The organism is Bacillus sp. FSL K6-3176, assembly GCF_038003325.1.
Taxonomy (GTDB): Bacteria; Bacillota; Bacilli; order Bacillales; family Bacillaceae; genus Bacillus; species Bacillus altitudinis.
Genome location: NZ_JBBOOX010000001.1, coordinates 975,511 through 990,968 on the forward strand (window position 1 = coordinate 975,511; position 15,458 = coordinate 990,968).

Annotated in this window: 20 protein-coding genes; 10 read left to right on the forward strand and 10 right to left on the reverse strand. The window is 40.3% G+C overall.

Annotated elements, in window-relative coordinates; translation table 11 throughout:
- Nucleotides 1-18 precede the first annotated feature (18 nt).
- A complete protein-coding gene (locus MHB38_RS04960) occupies nt 19-894 on the reverse strand; it encodes a peptidylprolyl isomerase (RefSeq protein ID WP_007497153.1) in 876 nt (291 codons plus the stop codon).
- 161 nt (nt 895-1,055) lie between these two features.
- On the opposite strand from MHB38_RS04960, the gene MHB38_RS04965 reads away from it, so the two are divergent.
- Together MHB38_RS04965 and MHB38_RS04970 are read left to right on the forward strand one after the other, a co-directional pair.
- On the forward strand, nt 1,056-1,142 hold the full coding sequence (locus MHB38_RS04965; RefSeq protein WP_008361129.1) for a YjcZ family sporulation protein: 87 nt from the start codon (nt 1,056-1,058) through the stop codon (nt 1,140-1,142).
- A gap of 145 nt (nt 1,143-1,287) precedes the next feature.
- On the forward strand, nt 1,288-1,377 hold the full coding sequence (locus MHB38_RS04970; protein ID WP_017360317.1) for a YjcZ family sporulation protein: 90 nt from the start codon (nt 1,288-1,290) through the stop codon (nt 1,375-1,377).
- A 53-nt stretch (nt 1,378-1,430) separates the two neighbouring features.
- Here MHB38_RS04970 and MHB38_RS04975 read toward each other — a convergent pair whose 3' ends face one another.
- Both MHB38_RS04975 and MHB38_RS04980 read right to left on the reverse strand, forming a co-directional pair.
- Complete coding sequence (locus tag MHB38_RS04975) at nt 1,431-1,616, reverse strand: hypothetical protein (protein ID WP_072368131.1); 186 nt, start codon at nt 1,614-1,616, stop codon at nt 1,431-1,433.
- An 82-nt stretch (nt 1,617-1,698) separates the two neighbouring features.
- The gene (locus tag MHB38_RS04980; RefSeq protein WP_007497155.1) at nt 1,699-2,217 is read right to left on the reverse strand and encodes a DUF3267 domain-containing protein; all 519 of its coding nucleotides are present in this window, start codon (nt 2,215-2,217) and stop codon (nt 1,699-1,701) included.
- Between the two features lie 234 nt (nt 2,218-2,451).
- On the opposite strand from MHB38_RS04980, the gene MHB38_RS04985 reads away from it, so the two are divergent.
- Complete coding sequence (locus tag MHB38_RS04985; protein ID WP_202734597.1) at nt 2,452-2,796, forward strand: YhaI family protein; 345 nt, start codon at nt 2,452-2,454, stop codon at nt 2,794-2,796.
- Here MHB38_RS04985 and MHB38_RS04990 read toward each other — a convergent pair.
- Both MHB38_RS04990 and MHB38_RS04995 read right to left on the reverse strand, forming a co-directional pair.
- Nucleotides 2,774-3,388: an HTH-type transcriptional regulator Hpr gene (locus MHB38_RS04990; protein ID WP_008348891.1), complete on the reverse strand. Its 615-nt coding sequence runs from the start codon at nt 3,386-3,388 to the stop codon at nt 2,774-2,776. The genes MHB38_RS04985 and MHB38_RS04990 overlap by 23 nt on opposite strands.
- A 187-nt stretch (nt 3,389-3,575) precedes the next feature.
- Nucleotides 3,576-3,932: a YtxH domain-containing protein gene (locus MHB38_RS04995; protein WP_202734596.1), complete on the reverse strand. Its 357-nt coding sequence runs from the start codon at nt 3,930-3,932 to the stop codon at nt 3,576-3,578.
- Nucleotides 3,933-4,060: 128 nt separating this feature from the next.
- Between MHB38_RS04995 and MHB38_RS05000 the strand changes: the two genes are divergently transcribed.
- The gene (locus tag MHB38_RS05000; protein WP_202734595.1) at nt 4,061-4,252 is read left to right on the forward strand and encodes a hypothetical protein; all 192 of its coding nucleotides are present in this window, start codon (nt 4,061-4,063) and stop codon (nt 4,250-4,252) included.
- A gap of 47 nt (nt 4,253-4,299) precedes the next feature.
- On the opposite strand, the gene MHB38_RS05005 is transcribed toward MHB38_RS05000, so the two are convergent.
- From MHB38_RS05005 to MHB38_RS05015, 3 genes are all read right to left on the reverse strand, one after another.
- Nucleotides 4,300-4,818 carry a tryptophan transporter gene (locus MHB38_RS05005; protein ID WP_202734594.1) on the reverse strand — a complete coding sequence of 173 codons (519 nt, stop codon included), beginning with the start codon at nt 4,816-4,818 and terminating at the stop codon, nt 4,300-4,302.
- A 125-nt stretch (nt 4,819-4,943) separates the two neighbouring features.
- Nucleotides 4,944-6,023: a 3-phosphoserine/phosphohydroxythreonine transaminase gene (gene serC / locus MHB38_RS05010; protein WP_007497164.1), complete on the reverse strand. Its 1,080-nt coding sequence runs from the start codon at nt 6,021-6,023 to the stop codon at nt 4,944-4,946.
- 158 nt (nt 6,024-6,181) lie between these two features.
- On the reverse strand, nt 6,182-6,610 hold the full coding sequence (locus tag MHB38_RS05015) for an HIT family protein (RefSeq protein ID WP_008348883.1): 429 nt from the start codon (nt 6,608-6,610) through the stop codon (nt 6,182-6,184).
- Nucleotides 6,611-7,097: 487 nt separating this feature from the next.
- Here MHB38_RS05015 and MHB38_RS05020 point away from each other — a divergent pair, with 487 nt between their 5' ends.
- The 3 genes from MHB38_RS05020 to MHB38_RS05030 are packed head-to-tail and all read left to right on the forward strand — an operon-like array spanning nt 7,098 to nt 9,813.
- Nucleotides 7,098-7,838, forward strand: coding sequence for an ABC transporter ATP-binding protein (locus MHB38_RS05020; protein ID WP_008348877.1), 741 nt, complete (start codon nt 7,098-7,100; stop codon nt 7,836-7,838).
- Nucleotides 7,831-9,051 carry an ABC transporter permease gene (locus tag MHB38_RS05025; protein ID WP_046527139.1) on the forward strand — a complete coding sequence of 407 codons (1,221 nt, stop codon included), beginning with the start codon at nt 7,831-7,833 and terminating at the stop codon, nt 9,049-9,051. The genes MHB38_RS05020 and MHB38_RS05025 overlap by 8 nt, the downstream gene beginning before the upstream one ends.
- Nucleotides 9,052-9,105: 54 nt before the next feature.
- Complete coding sequence (locus MHB38_RS05030) at nt 9,106-9,813, forward strand: EcsC family protein (RefSeq protein ID WP_202734593.1); 708 nt, start codon at nt 9,106-9,108, stop codon at nt 9,811-9,813.
- 28 nt (nt 9,814-9,841) lie between these two features.
- Here the strand turns inward: MHB38_RS05030 and MHB38_RS05035 are convergent, their stop codons facing one another.
- Nucleotides 9,842-11,029 carry a M20 family metallopeptidase gene (locus MHB38_RS05035; protein WP_017360310.1) on the reverse strand — a complete coding sequence of 396 codons (1,188 nt, stop codon included), beginning with the start codon at nt 11,027-11,029 and terminating at the stop codon, nt 9,842-9,844.
- 143 nt (nt 11,030-11,172) lie between these two features.
- On the opposite strand from MHB38_RS05035, the gene MHB38_RS05040 reads away from it, so the two are divergent.
- Complete coding sequence (locus MHB38_RS05040; RefSeq protein WP_224562986.1) at nt 11,173-11,466, forward strand: hypothetical protein; 294 nt, start codon at nt 11,173-11,175, stop codon at nt 11,464-11,466.
- 58 nt (nt 11,467-11,524) lie between these two features.
- On the opposite strand, the gene MHB38_RS05045 is transcribed toward MHB38_RS05040, so the two are convergent.
- Nucleotides 11,525-12,010: an antibiotic biosynthesis monooxygenase family protein gene (locus tag MHB38_RS05045; RefSeq protein WP_202734591.1), complete on the reverse strand. Its 486-nt coding sequence runs from the start codon at nt 12,008-12,010 to the stop codon at nt 11,525-11,527.
- 127 nt (nt 12,011-12,137) lie between these two features.
- Here MHB38_RS05045 and MHB38_RS05050 point away from each other — a divergent pair, with 127 nt between their 5' ends.
- On the forward strand, nt 12,138-14,273 hold the full coding sequence (locus tag MHB38_RS05050) for a transglycosylase domain-containing protein (RefSeq protein ID WP_007497179.1): 2,136 nt from the start codon (nt 12,138-12,140) through the stop codon (nt 14,271-14,273).
- A gap of 124 nt (nt 14,274-14,397) precedes the next feature.
- Entirely contained in the window at nt 14,398-15,456 is a 1,059-nt protein-coding gene (gene hemE, locus MHB38_RS05055; protein ID WP_007497181.1) for a uroporphyrinogen decarboxylase, read from the forward strand.
- Nucleotides 15,457-15,458 lie beyond the last annotated feature (2 nt).

Below are 15,458 nucleotides of genomic sequence, written 5' to 3' on the forward strand. Positions count from 1 at the left end.
AGAGGGGTTTTTCGTTCATTATTGGTTTGTTGTTTGTTGTGTGGTTTGCTCAGATTTTTCTTTGAATGTATTTTCAAGTTCTTTATCTTTTACTTTCACATCAGCATCTTTCACCAATTTGTTTAAGATCGTTTGAATTTCATTGTTATCTGCTTGTTTTTGATCAAGCAGTTCTTTTTTCAAGTCTGCTTTCATGTCATCGTATTTACCGCGTTCTTCGGTCTTTTTAATGATATGGTAACCAAATTGAGATTTTACTGGTTTGCTGATCTCATTTACTTTTAGTTTGAAGGCAGCTTTACTGAAGTTCTCATCCATTTGGCCATCTTTTGCGAACCAGCCTACATCGCCGCCTTGTGCTGCTGAAGCAGTGTCAGTTGAATATTCAGATACAAGGTCATCCCATTTTTCGCCTTTATCTAATTTCTTTTCTACTTCATCTGCTGTTTTCTTGTCAGCAACTAAAATGTGGCTTGCGCGGATTTTCCCTTTTAGGTCATCGTAATACGCTTTTACTTCTTTGTCAGTGATTTTGATGTTAGCTTTGGCAGCCTTTTGAGTCAGCAGCTCATATTTTACTTGATCTTTGATGTAATCTTTTCCGAATTCATCTTGAAGTTGTTTTAAACGATCTTCACCAAGTGTCTTTTTATATTCTTCCAATTTCTTATCAATTTCTTTATCTGATACTTTGTATTTGTCAGCAAGAACCTTTTGTTGAACAAGTAGGTTTAAAGCATCTCCACCTGCTTGTTTCTTAAGTGTTGTGTAAAGCTCTTCTTTTGTGACATCTCCTGATTTTGTTGTTGCGATCACTTCTTTGTCACCGCTACTGCATGCGCCAAGAGTTAAAACACTTACTGCTGTTACAGCTGCTAAAGCCATTTTTTTCATTCAAAAAACACTCCTAATCTTTCCAATTTATTTATCATTGCTTGTATCATAACATATTGTGACATGCTGTAAAAAGAAATGCAAATGGGAGGGCATTCGTCTAGTCAAATTTTTGCGACCAACATACACATATATTGATCACAAAAAGGAGGCTGAATTATATGGGAGCAGGATATTCTAATGGGTTTGCTTTATTGGTCGTGCTATTCATTTTGCTGATCATCGTTGGTGCAGCATATCTTTATTAATTAAATCGCTGTAACAGAAAGGAGCCGTCCTGCCATGCGTGCGGGCGGTTCTTTTTTAAAACGATGACAGGTGCCTAAACGTTTTAAAATTTTCTGCATACACTGAGCTTAGAACAGAGGAAGAACTGGCAGGAGGTGTTTTCACATGGGAGGAGAAGTCTTTGCTGGCGGTTTTGCACTAGTCGTCGTGTTATTCATCTTATTGATCATTATCGGTGCATCGTGGATTTGCTAATAGATCATCATACACAAAAAGCTGCCATCAAACAGGCAGCTTTTGCTTTGATCTTAAATAGATATGGTAATTTCAACAAATGATGAGATCAGTAAGATCAGTATCGATACATTGATAAAGCGAAACACCTTATCTTGCCGTTCTTCAGGAATCTCTCTGACAAGGCATAATGTATTAGTAAGCCTGTTTATTGAATACACAATAAACGCGGCAAAGACAATGAAGTAAAATAAAACTATCGGAGATCCCCCCTCTCTATGCTATTCCCATACTACATTACCAAATTTTTTATGAAAAAGATAGAAGTTGGCTTTAAAAACCTCATGATGAGGAAGTTGGGTCAACTAAAATATCAAACTCGTCTTGGGCTTGATCAATGATGCATGATTTTGGCGCTTTTAGCAGTTTCCAAGCAAATAAAAAGTCAGGCAAACAATAGCCTGCATGAATACTTGCGATCATGATAAAATAGTGTGCGTACATTGGAAATGCCATTCCTAAAACAAAGTAAACAGGTGAGATGACACAAAACGGGCTGAGCAGTGAGAAAAGCATCACTCTCTTAGGCACGCGCTGCCAGCAATTTCGTTTAAATAACGTCATTTTTTTCTTATGTTTCATGACTGGGATCAAGTGAACCACGCGGTGGACAAGCAATGTCGCAAGTAAAAGCACGACAAAAAGTGGTGCATTGTGACTGCTGAGTCTCGTTTCAGGATGAGTCAGTTGAAAACATAAAAATGCCATAATGAAAAAAAATACAGTAAGACATATGGCTGAAATCATCATTCTCGTATAACCATAATCCTTTTCAAGATTAATGGTCTTCCAACAATTCATTTTTCATCCTTCCAATCTCAAAAAAACTAATTGAATATCTCAAGATAATTTACTCTTCCTGAGGATAAAAATCAATGGTTTTCAAGAAAAAAAATAAATTGTTACATTCATATGGAATAAAGAGAGGAAACTTTGGGTTTTTCAAGAAAAAAAGACATAAGGGGGAGGTTCGTCTCTTTCGTCAATGAGTAATTTCGGCTAAAATAGAGTGACTAAGAGAAAGAGGGAACGTACATGAGTATTGAGGAACGAATGAGCCAGCTCGAATATTATATGGAACTGTTACTGACGGTGACAGATATGAGCCGTTATCCATATTATGCGCTATTGATCCGGCAGCGTGTATCGAAAGAAGAGGCAAAGGACATTGAGCGTATTTGTGCTGAGCTCTCAGATGAAATGGACAAGCAAAAAGCACAAGGCTACGTCATGTTCGACGATCTCCTTGCGCTGTTTGCGGGACAGTTAATTGAAAAGCTGGATGTTCATGAGACGATTTTTGCTTTGCATGATCAAGGGCTGTTTCAGCCGTTAATGAATGAATTTATAAAGATCATTAAACAATTTGATTTGCTTTAGCCGCTTTTTCCTCCGCTGAGTCTTCAAGTTCTTCAGGCTTTTTCGTGACTTTCCCACGTTCATTCAAAAAGTCCTTCTCAATGTTTGAAAACGATTTCTCAAAAATCTCCATGAAATCCTCACCATAAATGTTTCGGATAATACACATCATTTCTAAAATTTCAGGGAACTTTCCGTAAATGTCATGAAGCGGCTGTGCGCCTTTGACAATACCAGTTCGGGCCGGGTCGTAATCTTCGAGTAGTTTATGGAATGTCTCTTCGCCTTTTGGCGTTAGTTCAATATACGTATTGCGTTTATCGTTTAACTTTTTAGAAAATTTTAAAAATCCTCTTTCCTCTAATTTTTTAGAGAAGTTAAACGCCGTTGATACATGCATGACGCCAAACTTTGCAATTTCTGATATTGAAGCTCCTTTTAATTGATACGCAATCCACAAAATATGATGTTCATTGATATTTAGGTTATACGGTTTGATCCACTGCTGCCAGTCCTTTTCAATGGATTTCCAAAGAGCTTTGCTCAATTGGGCCATTCTTTGACTGAATAAAAGTGCTTCTTTTACATCGAAAGGCTGTTCCGAATGATTCATCCATTTCACCTACTTCTCTTTTTCTTGTAATTCTATTATGCCAATAAAATAAAGATTAATAAAGCTGAAAATTCAAGAATTTTTAAAAGTCATGAAAAACATTGACAAAATAACCTTTTTTCAACAAAAAAAGTGCGGGATACGCACCCCGCACACTTTTGTAAACGAATATTTTTTTGTGAGTATATTAGTTTTGTAAGGTTTTCTCCAGTTGTTTGAGCTTTTCCTCAATTTCCTGAATTTCCTTTTGTAAGTCCTGCTGATGAGGTTTGATTTCCTCGCGCCATTGCTGTATCGATGTTTGTAATTCAGTTCCGACCTCTTTAATGACTTCAGCACTTTCTTTTGCGGTTTCAACAATCTGCTCTTTTAAAGCTTGTCCATCTCTTTTTAATCTTGTCAGCGTATCTTCGATTTTGTCATAGCCGTCTTTCATCTTTCCGCGTACATCTCTGCCAGAAGAGGGAGTCGTCAGGAGCACTGCCGCACCTCCGAGGAGACCGCCTACAAATAATCCTGTTAATAAAGAACGTCCACTAGCCATTCCAATCACCTCTAGTCAAATTTTACACATTCGCATGTTCTCTCTGAGCTGACGATCAGCTTCATTGAACTTCCATACATAGCTTGCTTTATTTTAGCATACTTTTGAAGAAAAGGGAGGGGAGAAGGTTGTCTGTCTTTCTGTTCGTTTTTACGTGTATGTGTGTGATTTTCGCAGGTGGTTCTATTCATTATGTAAGGCAGCTTGGGTATGCGGGGTCTTATCCGCCAAAACATGTATTAAGACAAAAAGCAATTGTGTGTGTAGCAGGTGCAGGGATTTCGCTCTCCATTTTGCTGCTTACCCTTTTTCTTTTATAGAAGCATGAAAAAAACCTCTTCATCTAATGAAGAGGTTCAGTTATTCGTTAAGCGACTTCAATCATTCTTGCGCGCTTTAATATGGACTGAGCAATCGGGAAGACAAATACCATAGCTATCGTATTGATCACAGTTGCTGGCAGGACAACACCTACAAGAAGTGCTGGTAACGCAGCCGGCAGTCCAGTAATCAGTAAAGCGGCAGATAGGAAAATCACGCCCGATACGACGGTCCCAACAGCGGTGAGTACAGCGGTCAGAACGACTTTGTTCTTGATCTTCTGGCAAGATAAGAAAAGGGCTAAGAAGATAAAGGCTGTCACCGGTTTATCAATCATATTTGGAATTTGTCCGCCTGGAAAACCTGTTGTCAAAGCGGAAATGACCCCAGTGACTAGGGCGATCACAACGACATGCTGTACCTTCGGAAAAAGGAAGATGCTTAAAAACATCATGACCAGCATCATATCAGGTTTCATTCCGAAAAAGATGGGCGGGAAAATCGTATGCAAAACAGCTCCCATTGCTGCAAGCAATGACATAATCACTAATTCTTTTGTTTTCATTTCTATGCTCTCCTCTGCTAAGCTCTTAGAACTCTCCAATAATATGGCTGATCATTTATTGCAAGAGTCATGACTTTATATTTCTCGTTATTATAACAAATTTATTTCACGATAGAAAAGCCTTTTTACTCATTTTCTTGCTGGAACTTTTTCATAAAGTCCGCAAGCTTTTGGCAGTCTTCTATAGAGACGGCGTTGTAAATCGAGGCTCTGCATCCGCCAACAGAACGATGGCCGGCGAGTCCAACCATTTGTTCTTGTTTTGCTTTCTCCACAAAGGATGCAGTGAGTGCATCATCACGCAGGGTAAACGTGACATTCATATGCGAACGGCTGTCAGCACGTGCATGTCCTTTGTAAAAACCGCCGCTTTGATCAATCGTATCATACAGAAGTGCTGCTTTTTGTTCATTGCGTTTTTCTGCTGCTTCTACACCGCCCGCCTGTTTCACATGCTCCAGGACAAGGGACAGCATATAAATCGCAAAAGTCGGTGGTGTGTGATAAAGAGAATTGGCTTTGGCATGTGTTGAATATTTTAAAATTTTAGGTGTGCCGCTTTTTTCTTTCTCTAATAAACGTTTGCGCGCGATCACAATCGTGATACCAGAAGGCCCTAGATTTTTTTGTGCCCCGGCATAAATGAAATCAAATGAAGACACGTCTATTTTTTTGCTGAGAATATCACTGGACATGTCGGCAATAAGCGGGAGTGACGTGTTCGGGAACGTTTTCCACTGAGTACCGAAAATGGTATTGTTCGATGTGATGTGCAAGTAAGCCCCGTCATTTAAAACGGACGCATCCACATCTGGAATATACGAATAGTTGTCGTCTTCACTTGAGGCAAACACTGATGTTTCACCAAACCCTTTTGCTTCTGACAAGGCTTTCTCTGACCAAGCACCTGTTTGGATGAAATGAGCCGTTTCGCCTTCATGTAAGAAGTTCATCGGAATCATTGCAAATTGAAGACTTGCCCCGCCTTGTAAAAAGAGGACCTCATAATCTTCTGGAATGTCCATCAATTCTACCAAGAGTGCTTTCGCTTTATTGTGGACTTCTTCATACTCACCGCTGCGATGAGAAAGTTCCATCACAGACATCCCGGTTTGTTTAAAATCAACAAGTTCTTCCTGTGCTTTTTGAAGCACTTCTAGCGGCAACGCCGCCGGACCAGCATTAAAATTCGTCGTTCGCTTCATCACAATCTCTCCCTATTTCTCGCGTTAATGGATCAAAAGATAAAACCATCCTATCACAAATTTGAAGCATTTGGACAAAAAATTTGAATCGTCCTAAATATCTTACGATTCAGAGGATAAGCACAGAAAAGAGGTGGAAAAAAGGAAAACCTCATCCATTAAGATGAGGTAAGGCGCGTATGGATGGCAGAAGAAATGTCTTTTAAATCCTCTGATGTATATTGATCTTGGTGAGATTTCCATACGGCACCAAAACCGTCGCCTTTGCCATAACGCGGAATGATGTGCATATGGTAATGGAACACAGATTGTCCGGCTTTTTCACCGTTGTTGTTTAGAAGGTTTAAACCAATTGGTTCAAATTCTTGTTTGATGGCTCTAGCGATTTTTGGAATCGCTTGGAAGTAATGATTAGACACTTCTGGTGTCATGTCATAAATGTTTTCTTTATGTATTTTCGGGATTACTAGGGTATGTCCTTTCGTTACTTGGCTAATATCAAGAAAAGCCAATACATGCTCGTCTTCATATACTTTTGCACATGGAATGTCTCCATCAATGATCTTGCAAAAAATACAGTCGCTCACGCCATGTCACTCCTCATTATTTTTCCTTTATCGTATCACAAAAAGAAGCAAAAAAGAAAACAGGACAAGCGAACTCCTTTGGTCGCTCATCCTGCTCCTGCAGAAGAAATGCTGATGCTTTCATTTGATATGCCTTTTGAATTCTCTATTTACTGAAATAAAGAATTCATATGCCTGCTATTTCTGCCGTAAACACCTCATTTGACGTTTTGGTTCGTCGTATACATATTTGTATAGGACACAAAAATCAAGAATCAGTGAAGCAAAACAGAAGCTAAGGTTTTTAGATGAAAAACCAATTTGTCATGCGGTTATTGCCTTTAACAAACACCTCATTTACGTATTGGTCATCAAGTTCATTTCTTCTACATACATTATGATGACCAGTATGCCTATGTTTTATTCATGAGTTGTCTATAGGTAAACATTTCAAATTGTCTTTCGTTTTTGGTACTATAAAGGAAAAAAGAAAGAAAGGAACGAACTGATGTCCCTTCTAACTGTAAAAGATGTAACGGGTGGATATACAAAGAATCCCGTTCTGAAAAATATTTCATTTGAATTAGAAAGAAACCAAATCGTTGGTCTCATTGGCTTAAACGGGGCGGGAAAAAGTACAACCATTCGTCATATTATTGGATTAATGAAACCTCATAAAGGGGTCATTGAGCTGAACGGACGAACCCTTCAAGAAGATCAAGAGGCGTATCGTTCACAATTTACGTTTATTCCAGAGACACCTGTCTTATATGAAGAATTAACGTTAAAAGAGCATTTAGAGCTGACAGCGATGGCTTACGGCCTTTCAAAAGAACAATTAGAAGAACGTCTGCCGTCTTTGCTGAAGGAATTCCGAATGGAGAAGCGATTGAAATGGTTCCCTGCTCATTTTTCTAAAGGGATGAAGCAGAAGGTGATGATTATGTGTGCGTTTCTTGTGGAGCCAGAGTTGTATATTATCGATGAGCCGTTTTTAGGGCTTGATCCGCTTGCGATCAACGCACTATTAGAACGTATGAATGCGGCGAAACAAAATGGCGCAAGTGTTCTGATGTCAACGCATATTTTAGCCACAGCGGAACGTTATTGTGATTCCTTTATTATTTTGCATGAAGGGGAAATTAGAGCGAAAGGAACACTGACAGAACTAAGAGAGCAGTTCAACATGAGAGATGCGACACTCGATGATCTTTATTTGGAATTAACAAAGGAAGAAAGCTATGAGTAAAACAACGCAAACCATTTGGAAATCACGATTAGAAGAACACGTACAAGAAACAAGAAAATATTTAAAATATATGTTCAACGATCATCTTGTGATTGTGCTCATTTTTTTCCTTGCAGGCGGGGCGAGCTGGTACAGTAATTGGCTGAAGCATATTCCAGCTCACTTCCCATCCTATTGGGTGATGGCAGTTGTTTTCTCATTGGTACTGACTAGTTCTTACGTGCGAACGTTGATCAAAGAGGCAGATCTTGTGTTTATGCTTCCTTTGGAAGCTAAGATGGACCCTTATTTAAAACAAGCGTTTAACTTTAGCTTCATTTCTCAGTTATTTCCTTTGATTGCCGTGTCCATTATTGCACTTCCGCTATATTCGGCTGTCTCCTCAGGCGATCTGATGCTATATGTGCTCATTTTGGCGCAAATGATCTTAATAAAAGGTCTGAATACAGCAATTCAATGGAGAATCACTTATTTTCAAGGGAAACATGTCAGATGGATTGATGCAGTGATTCGTTTTCTGCTCAATACAATGTTAATGTATACCGTTTTACAAGCAGCTTATGCCATTGCCATTGTTTTTTATCTTTTATATGCTGTCTATCTCATTTATCTAACAAATGCAGTAAAAAAACAGCCCTTTCAATGGGAATTGCATATTTCTGATGAGTTAAAACGAAAACAGCGTTTTTACCGCTTGGCAAACTTATTTACGGATGTCCCTCATCTAAAGAAACAAGTGAAAAGAAGGGCGTATATGGACTGGGTCTTGCAGTTTGTCCCTTATGAACAGAGTAAAGCTTTTTCTTATATGTATGTGAGGGCGTTTTTACGTTCAAATGACTATTTTGGTCTTGTGTTTAGGTTAACGGTCGTGTTTGTGCTCATCCTCTTGTATACGGGTGCAGCAGGCTGGGTGGGTGCATTACTTGTCTTGTTTACGGTCTTTATCACAGGTGTACAGCTTGTCCCGTTAACAAAGCACTTTGCTCATCTGTCGTTACAGGCACTTTATCCTGTGTCTCAGCAAGAAAAAGATCGAAGCTTTTTTGTTCTCGTACGAAATGTACTCATCATCCAGTCAATTGTACTGAGCTCCGCCGTTTTCCCAGCAGGTGGATGGAAGGGAAGCGGACTTGCTCTTCTCATTTCATTGGTATTTGTGCTTGTCCTATTCAAGCCTTACGTACAAAGCAGATTAAAAAAGATGAGATAAGCGGAGAATTGTTTTTTACAGCGAGCGTATGATGTCACCAAGGAGGGAACTGGGATGAATGCAGCTGAACGGGAACTGTATGAAGAGGCCATTTTTTTTCAAATGCGTTTTTTAAGAAAACCATCCAAGATCGAGCGGTTTTCAAAAGGTGTTCAGCAGCAAGTGAATCGCCGAATCCCTGCTCGATTTCATCAAGTCATCACAAGTGCGGTGAAAACAATGGTTGAATCCACCGTATCAGGAAGCCATTTTACTTCATTTACAGTCATTGATGAACAATTGTCTATTGTAGAGCGAAATGAGCTGGCAAAGGAAAAGGTGACATATTATCAAAAGGCCGCTGCGATTGAAGGAATTGGCACAGGTGCGGGTGGATTGTTTCTCGGAATGGCGGATTTCCCTCTACTTTTGAGTATTAAAATGAAATGTCTATATGAACTTGCTTGTATATATGGATTTGACTTGTCTCAAAAAGAGGAAAGGCTCTTTTTGCTTTGTATTTTTCAACTCGCCTTTTCAAGCAGTGCACACCGTCAAAAAATGATGAAACTCATTGAAGAATGGGAAACAACCCGGGAAGAAATTGATTGGTATAGCTTTCAGCAGGAATATCGAGATTATATTGATCTTGTGAAGCTGTTTCAATTAATGCCTGTGGTCGGTGCCGCTGTTGGCGGGGTGGCAAATCATCAGCTGACAGGACAGCTTGGTGAAGTCGCACGCCATGTGTTTCACTTGCGTGTGTTGAAAGAATTGAAATAGAAAAGCCGCTGGTGGCAGCGGCTTTTTTTCATTCATCGTAGGAAAGGACGGCATGAGCGAGTACCTTTGCTGCGACAGGCATTGCGTTTTCGTTAATATCAAATTTCGGATGGTGATGTGGATACACATCTTGGCTGTTTTCTGGCATAGCGCCTGTGTAGAAGAAAGTACCAGGAACATGCTGAAGGTAGTAAGCAAAGTCTTCTCCGCCCATTTGGGTTTCTGCTTCTTTTACTTCTGTGACTCCTTCTGTCTGTTTGGCTATTTCTGCTATATATTCAGTTGGTGCAGGGTGATTTTTGACTGCAGGATAGCCTCTTACATATTCATAAGTATAAGAGGCATCGTGCATGTGGCAGACACCTTTCACCACCTGTTCAATTTCACGTTCAATGATATGGCGTGCACTCTCTTCAAAGGAACGTGCAGTACCTGTTAGCACGGCCGAATCTGCAATGACGTTAAAGGCATTTTCAGCGACAAATCCCCCTACAGATACCACCGCAGAATCAATCGGGTTGACTTTACGGGCCACGACCTGCTGAAGATTGGCTACAATTTGTGAACCGATGAGTACGGCATCTTTCGTCAGGTGCGGCTGTGCGCCATGTCCGCCTTTCCCTTGCACTTGAATAGAGAAACGATCGGCGGCTGCCATAAAGTTCCCGCTTTTATAAAGAACAGTGCCGCATGGCTCTGAGGACCAAAGGTGGGTGCCGAAAATGACGTCAACACCGTCTAAACAGCCATCTTCAATCATTGGTTTCGCACCGCCGGGGGCATATTCTTCAGCGTGTTGATGAATGAGGACGATTTTTCCTTTTAATTGATCTCGGTGCTCATGTAAGATCTTCGCTAAGACGAGAAGTGTTGCTGTGTGGCCATCATGACCGCATGCGTGCATGACGCCAGGTTTTGTTGAACGGTAAGGTACATCCTTTTCATCATGAATGGGAAGTGCATCAAAATCAGCTCTCAGTGCAATGGTCGGTCCAGGGGAAGCTCCTTCAATAAAAGCGAGTACACCATGTCCGCCTACATGTGTGCGTGTTGGGATATGTAATCTGTCATAATATTGAGCGATGTAAGCAGCTGTTTCCTCTTCCTGAAAAGAAAGTTCTGGATTCATATGGAGATAGCGTCTAATTTCAACCATTTCCTCATAATGTTCATCAAGACGTTCATTGATCCTTTTGTGTAAAGTGGATACTGTCATTGATCCGAAAACCTCCTTTAGGCTCTTTTACTGATTGTATGGTAATTGTTAGAATCTTTCAACAGAAGAGGATGTCGAGAATGATAGAAAAGGTCATTTTACATAAAAGTCGAAGGTTAAGTATGAAGCTTGAAAAAGGGGGAGTGGCATTGGGAAGCTGTCCAAATTGTTCAAAAGCATTTTCTTTCGTCGAAAAATTTCATTTATCGCATACGAGAATGATGCTTTGTCCAAGCTGCCGGCATCAAATCAAAGAAACGTTCGTTTCAAAGATGAGCTTTTTGATGATTTGTTTGATTCCACTGTTGGTACTACTTATTCAGATGAAAGGTGCTTCACCTATGCTCAAATGGCCCATCTTATTAGGATGGATCTTGCTGAATTTTTATGTACTTCAGCCAATCATTCATCGGTACGAGCTTAGAGATAAGCGTTGAAAGCCCAGCAGAAGGGCTTTTTTTTATGAAAAAAAGAAGTGCGAAGAGTAGCACTTCCTTAATGGTCTATGACGGCATGATAGGATGTCAGATAGGCAGGACGAGAGAAGATGGAGCCAGTATCCTCGTGCGGCTGAAAGAACGCTTCTGACTCTTGAAAGTCTTGAAATAAGTCTTCAGATTCCCAAAGGGTCAATATCAAGTACACTTCTTCATCCTTTTTTGGTCTTAACACACGAAGCGCCTGAAAGCCGCGCTGGTGCTCTGACAGGTTTGTTTTTTTCTGAAAGGTGGATTCAAAAAGTGCTCTGCTTTCGAGCTTTACAGGGATATGATTCAGCGTGACAAAGCCAGATTGGACGAGCTCACCTTTTGTATAAATCACATCATAGGCATGGGGGGCTTTAAAGACTGTCTCACCCTCCGTTTCATGAAAAAGAGCCGCTTGTTCCTTACCGACCGTATAAAGCAGATTTTCAAGATGATGTTTTTTTGCGATTTTTTGCAAAAAGTCTGCTGTTCCATATGTAATATAGAAATTCATCTAAACCGCCTCCTGCTTGATAGTATAACAAAAGAATGATATATAATTCTTTGGTAGTCAATCCATAAAACATATTATGAAGCAATACATCCCATACTATCCGTATAAAGGAATGAGGTGACCTAATTTGAAGAAAAAGAAGATAATCATTCCATTAGTCATTGCAGGAAGTACAATCGTGCTTTCATTTATTGGCTATCTGACCATTTTATTTTTAGGACATTATGTCATAGATGAGAAGAAGCTCGTTTTTCACGCTTCCTCGAAAATCATTGATCAGAATGGAAAAGAACTCACAAGCATGTATTCAGAAAATCGGGACCCTGTGTCATTAAAAGAGGTCCCAGATAAAGTGGCGAAAGCTTTTGTTGCTGTAGAGGACAAGCGCTTTTATGAGCACCACGGAATTGATGCACAATCGATTTCAAGGGCGGTTTATCGAGATATATTAGCAGGTGGAAAGGTAGAAGGCGGCAGTACCATCACCCAGCAGCTCGCCAAAAATATCTTTCTCACAAATGATAAAACGTTTCTTCGAAAAACAAAAGAAGTCATTATTGCGATCAATTTAGAAAGAGATTATTCAAAGGACAAGCTGCTTGAAATGTATTTAAATCAGCTTTACTTTGGTCATGGCGTCTATGGAATCCAAGCAGCGGCCAATTACTATTTTAGTAAAGATGTAAAAGATCTCACTGTCAGTGAAGGAGCTACACTTGCTGCCATGCCAAAGGCACCTTCAACGTATTCCCCTGTTCTACACCCAGATAAAAATAAACAAAGACGGGATACCATCCTGAATTTAATGAATGAACAAGGATATTTGTCTTCTACAGAAACAGTTGAAGCAAAAGGAAGAACACTAGGTATTCATTTAAAAAAGAAATCAGAAACCCCTTGGGTGGACAGTTATGTAGATCTCATGATTAAAGAAGCAGAATCACAGTATTCGATTTCGCATGAACAATTGCTTCAAGGCGGCTATACCATTACGGTACCAATCGATATGAATTTGCAAAAAGTTGCCTATGATGCAATGAAAAACAATCGTTATTTCCCGGGAAAAAGCGGGTCACCTGAAGGCAGCGCTGTGTTTATTGACAACGCATCTGGTGGTGTAAAAGCAGCAATAGGCGGACGAGAATATCAGGCAAGAGGCTATAACAGAGTCACAGCTGTTAGACAGCCTGGTTCTGTCTTTAAGCCGATCGCAGTATATGGTCCAGCGATGCAGGAGAAAAAATTCAGACCGTATTCACTGCTTGAGGACAAGGAAAAAAGCTATGACGGCTATTCTCCAAAGAACTACGATGGACAGTACGAGGGCAGGGTCACGATGGTAGATGCTCTCATGAAAAGTAAAAATACATCTGCCGTATGGACGTTAAGCCAGCTTGGCATCGATACGTCTAAATCCTATCTTGAGAAAATGGGGATGGATATTTCGGATAAAGGACTTGCCATAGCGCTTGGTGGTTTAGAAAAAGGGGTTTCTCCATTGCAGATAGCTGGAGCATTTCATACATTTGCAAATGAAGGCGTCTATAAAAAGCCGTTCTTCATTCAGAAAATCACGAATGATGATGGAGAAACCGTTGAAAAAAATCGAAACAAAGAAGAACGAGTGTTTAGCGTACAAAATGCTTGGAATATGACAAGAATGCTTCAACAGGTCGTCAAAGGCGGAACCGCTCAGAGCGGATCATACGCTGGAGATTTGGCTGGTAAAACAGGTACAACTACGTATTCCGGTGTCAAAGGGGCAACGAAAGATGCTTGGTTTGCTGGCTACACGCCTAGTACAACAGGGGCAATCTGGATGGGGTATGACAAAACGGATAACAGTCATTATTTAACTGGCGGCAGTCAGTATCCAGTGCAGTTAATGAAAGATATTTTAACGACAGCCCAAATAACCAATGAAACATTCCAAAAACCAGAGGGAATTAAAGAACTTCAATCGCCAATCCATTTAGAAGGACTGTCAGGCTTTGAAGCACGTTATGCATTTAAAATCAAAGGGCTCTTTACATTGGAGCTGTCATGGGATGAACAGGAAGACAAACGCGTTGAATATCGTATTTATGAAAAGAGAAATGGAAGCGAGACCCTGATCGATTCTGTAACAGGAACAAACAGCTACACAATGCCGTATGCAAATGTGTTTTCAGATGCGCAGTATAAGGTTGTTCCATACAATACTCAAACACAAGAAGAAGGCGAAGGTAGTGCTTATATCAAGCCAGAGGCTTTTGGACGTTAATATTCGGCGATTTTTTGAACATTGAGCCGCTTTAGTATACCGAGCCCTGAAAAAGCGGTATAGTAAAAGCAGTGTTTGAGCCTTATACAAAGAGAGTGTGAGGCGAAAGGTGGAATGAAAGGTAATGGGAAAAACGAAGGCTTTTAATGACACGTTCTTAAAGGCGTGCAAAGGGGAAAAAACAGACCATGTACCAGTTTGGTATATGAGACAGGCAGGACGCTCGCAGCCTGAATATCGTGCCCTTAAAGAAAAATACGGGCTATTTGAAATTACGCATCAGCCAGAGCTATGTGCTTACGTAACAAGACTTCCTGTAGAACAATATGGTGTAGATGCCGCTATTTTATATAAAGATATTATGACTCCGCTTCCAGCTATTGGTGTGGATGTTGAAATTAAAAATGGAATTGGACCAGTGATTGACTCGCCTATTCGGACAAAGGCAGATATCCAGCGTCTTGGAGAGCTTCATCCTGAAGAAGACCTGCCGTATGTGCTTGATACGATCAAGCTGTTAACAGAGGAGCAGTTGAATGTTCCGCTGATTGGTTTCGCAGGTGCACCTTTTACGATGGCAAGCTATATGATCGAAGGCGGTCCATCTAAAAATTATCATAAAACAAAGGCGCTCATGTACAGTGAGCCAGAGACATGGATGCTTTTGATGAATAAATTAGCCGATATGACGATCACATACATACGCGCTCAGGTAAAAGCAGGCGTCCGAGCATTTCAAATCTTCGACTCTTGGGTTGGCGCTTTAAATGCAGCAGATTACCGGACCTTCATTAAGCCTGTCATGCAGCGTATTTTCACAGAGCTGAAGTCTGAAAACGTACCAATGATTATGTATGGTGTCGGTGCGAGCCATCTGGCGAAAGATTGGCATGACTTGCCGCTTGATGTTGTTGGACTGGATTGGCGTATGAGTATAGACGAAGCGCGAAAAGAAGGCTTAACAAAAACGTTACAAGGAAACCTTGATCCAACGATTTTACTTTCTCCTTGGGAAGTGATTGAAGAAAGAGCAAAAGCGATTTTAGATCAAGGAATGAAATCAGATCAATTCATCTTTAACTTAGGTCACGGGGTATTTCCTGATGTCTCACCAGACACGTTAAAGAAGCTGACTGATTTTATTCACGATTATTCAGCTAAACATAAAAAGACATCCATCTAAAT

Coding starts and splice junctions, on each gene's coding strand:
- MHB38_RS04960 (WP_007497153.1), bottom strand. CDS start 894: ATGAAAAAAATGGCTTTAGCAGCTGTAACAGCAGTAAGTGTTTTAACT.
- MHB38_RS04965 (WP_008361129.1), top strand. CDS start 1,056: ATGGGAGCAGGATATTCTAATGGGTTTGCTTTATTGGTCGTGCTATTC.
- MHB38_RS04970 (WP_017360317.1), top strand. CDS start 1,288: ATGGGAGGAGAAGTCTTTGCTGGCGGTTTTGCACTAGTCGTCGTGTTA.
- MHB38_RS04980 (WP_007497155.1), bottom strand. CDS start 2,217: ATGAATTGTTGGAAGACCATTAATCTTGAAAAGGATTATGGTTATACG.
- MHB38_RS04985 (WP_202734597.1), top strand. CDS start 2,452: ATGAGTATTGAGGAACGAATGAGCCAGCTCGAATATTATATGGAACTG.
- MHB38_RS04990 (WP_008348891.1), bottom strand. CDS start 3,388: ATGAATCATTCGGAACAGCCTTTCGATGTAAAAGAAGCACTTTTATTC.
- MHB38_RS04995 (WP_202734596.1), bottom strand. CDS start 3,932: ATGGCTAGTGGACGTTCTTTATTAACAGGATTATTTGTAGGCGGTCTC.
- MHB38_RS05005 (WP_202734594.1), bottom strand. CDS start 4,818: ATGAAAACAAAAGAATTAGTGATTATGTCATTGCTTGCAGCAATGGGA.
- serC (WP_007497164.1), bottom strand. CDS start 6,023: ATGAAGCGAACGACGAATTTTAATGCTGGTCCGGCGGCGTTGCCGCTA.
- MHB38_RS05020 (WP_008348877.1), top strand. CDS start 7,098: ATGTCCCTTCTAACTGTAAAAGATGTAACGGGTGGATATACAAAGAAT.
- MHB38_RS05025 (WP_046527139.1), top strand. CDS start 7,831: ATGAGTAAAACAACGCAAACCATTTGGAAATCACGATTAGAAGAACAC.
- MHB38_RS05030 (WP_202734593.1), top strand. CDS start 9,106: ATGAATGCAGCTGAACGGGAACTGTATGAAGAGGCCATTTTTTTTCAA.
- MHB38_RS05035 (WP_017360310.1), bottom strand. CDS start 11,029: ATGACAGTATCCACTTTACACAAAAGGATCAATGAACGTCTTGATGAA.
- MHB38_RS05045 (WP_202734591.1), bottom strand. CDS start 12,010: ATGAATTTCTATATTACATATGGAACAGCAGACTTTTTGCAAAAAATC.
- hemE (WP_007497181.1), top strand. CDS start 14,398: ATGGGAAAAACGAAGGCTTTTAATGACACGTTCTTAAAGGCGTGCAAA.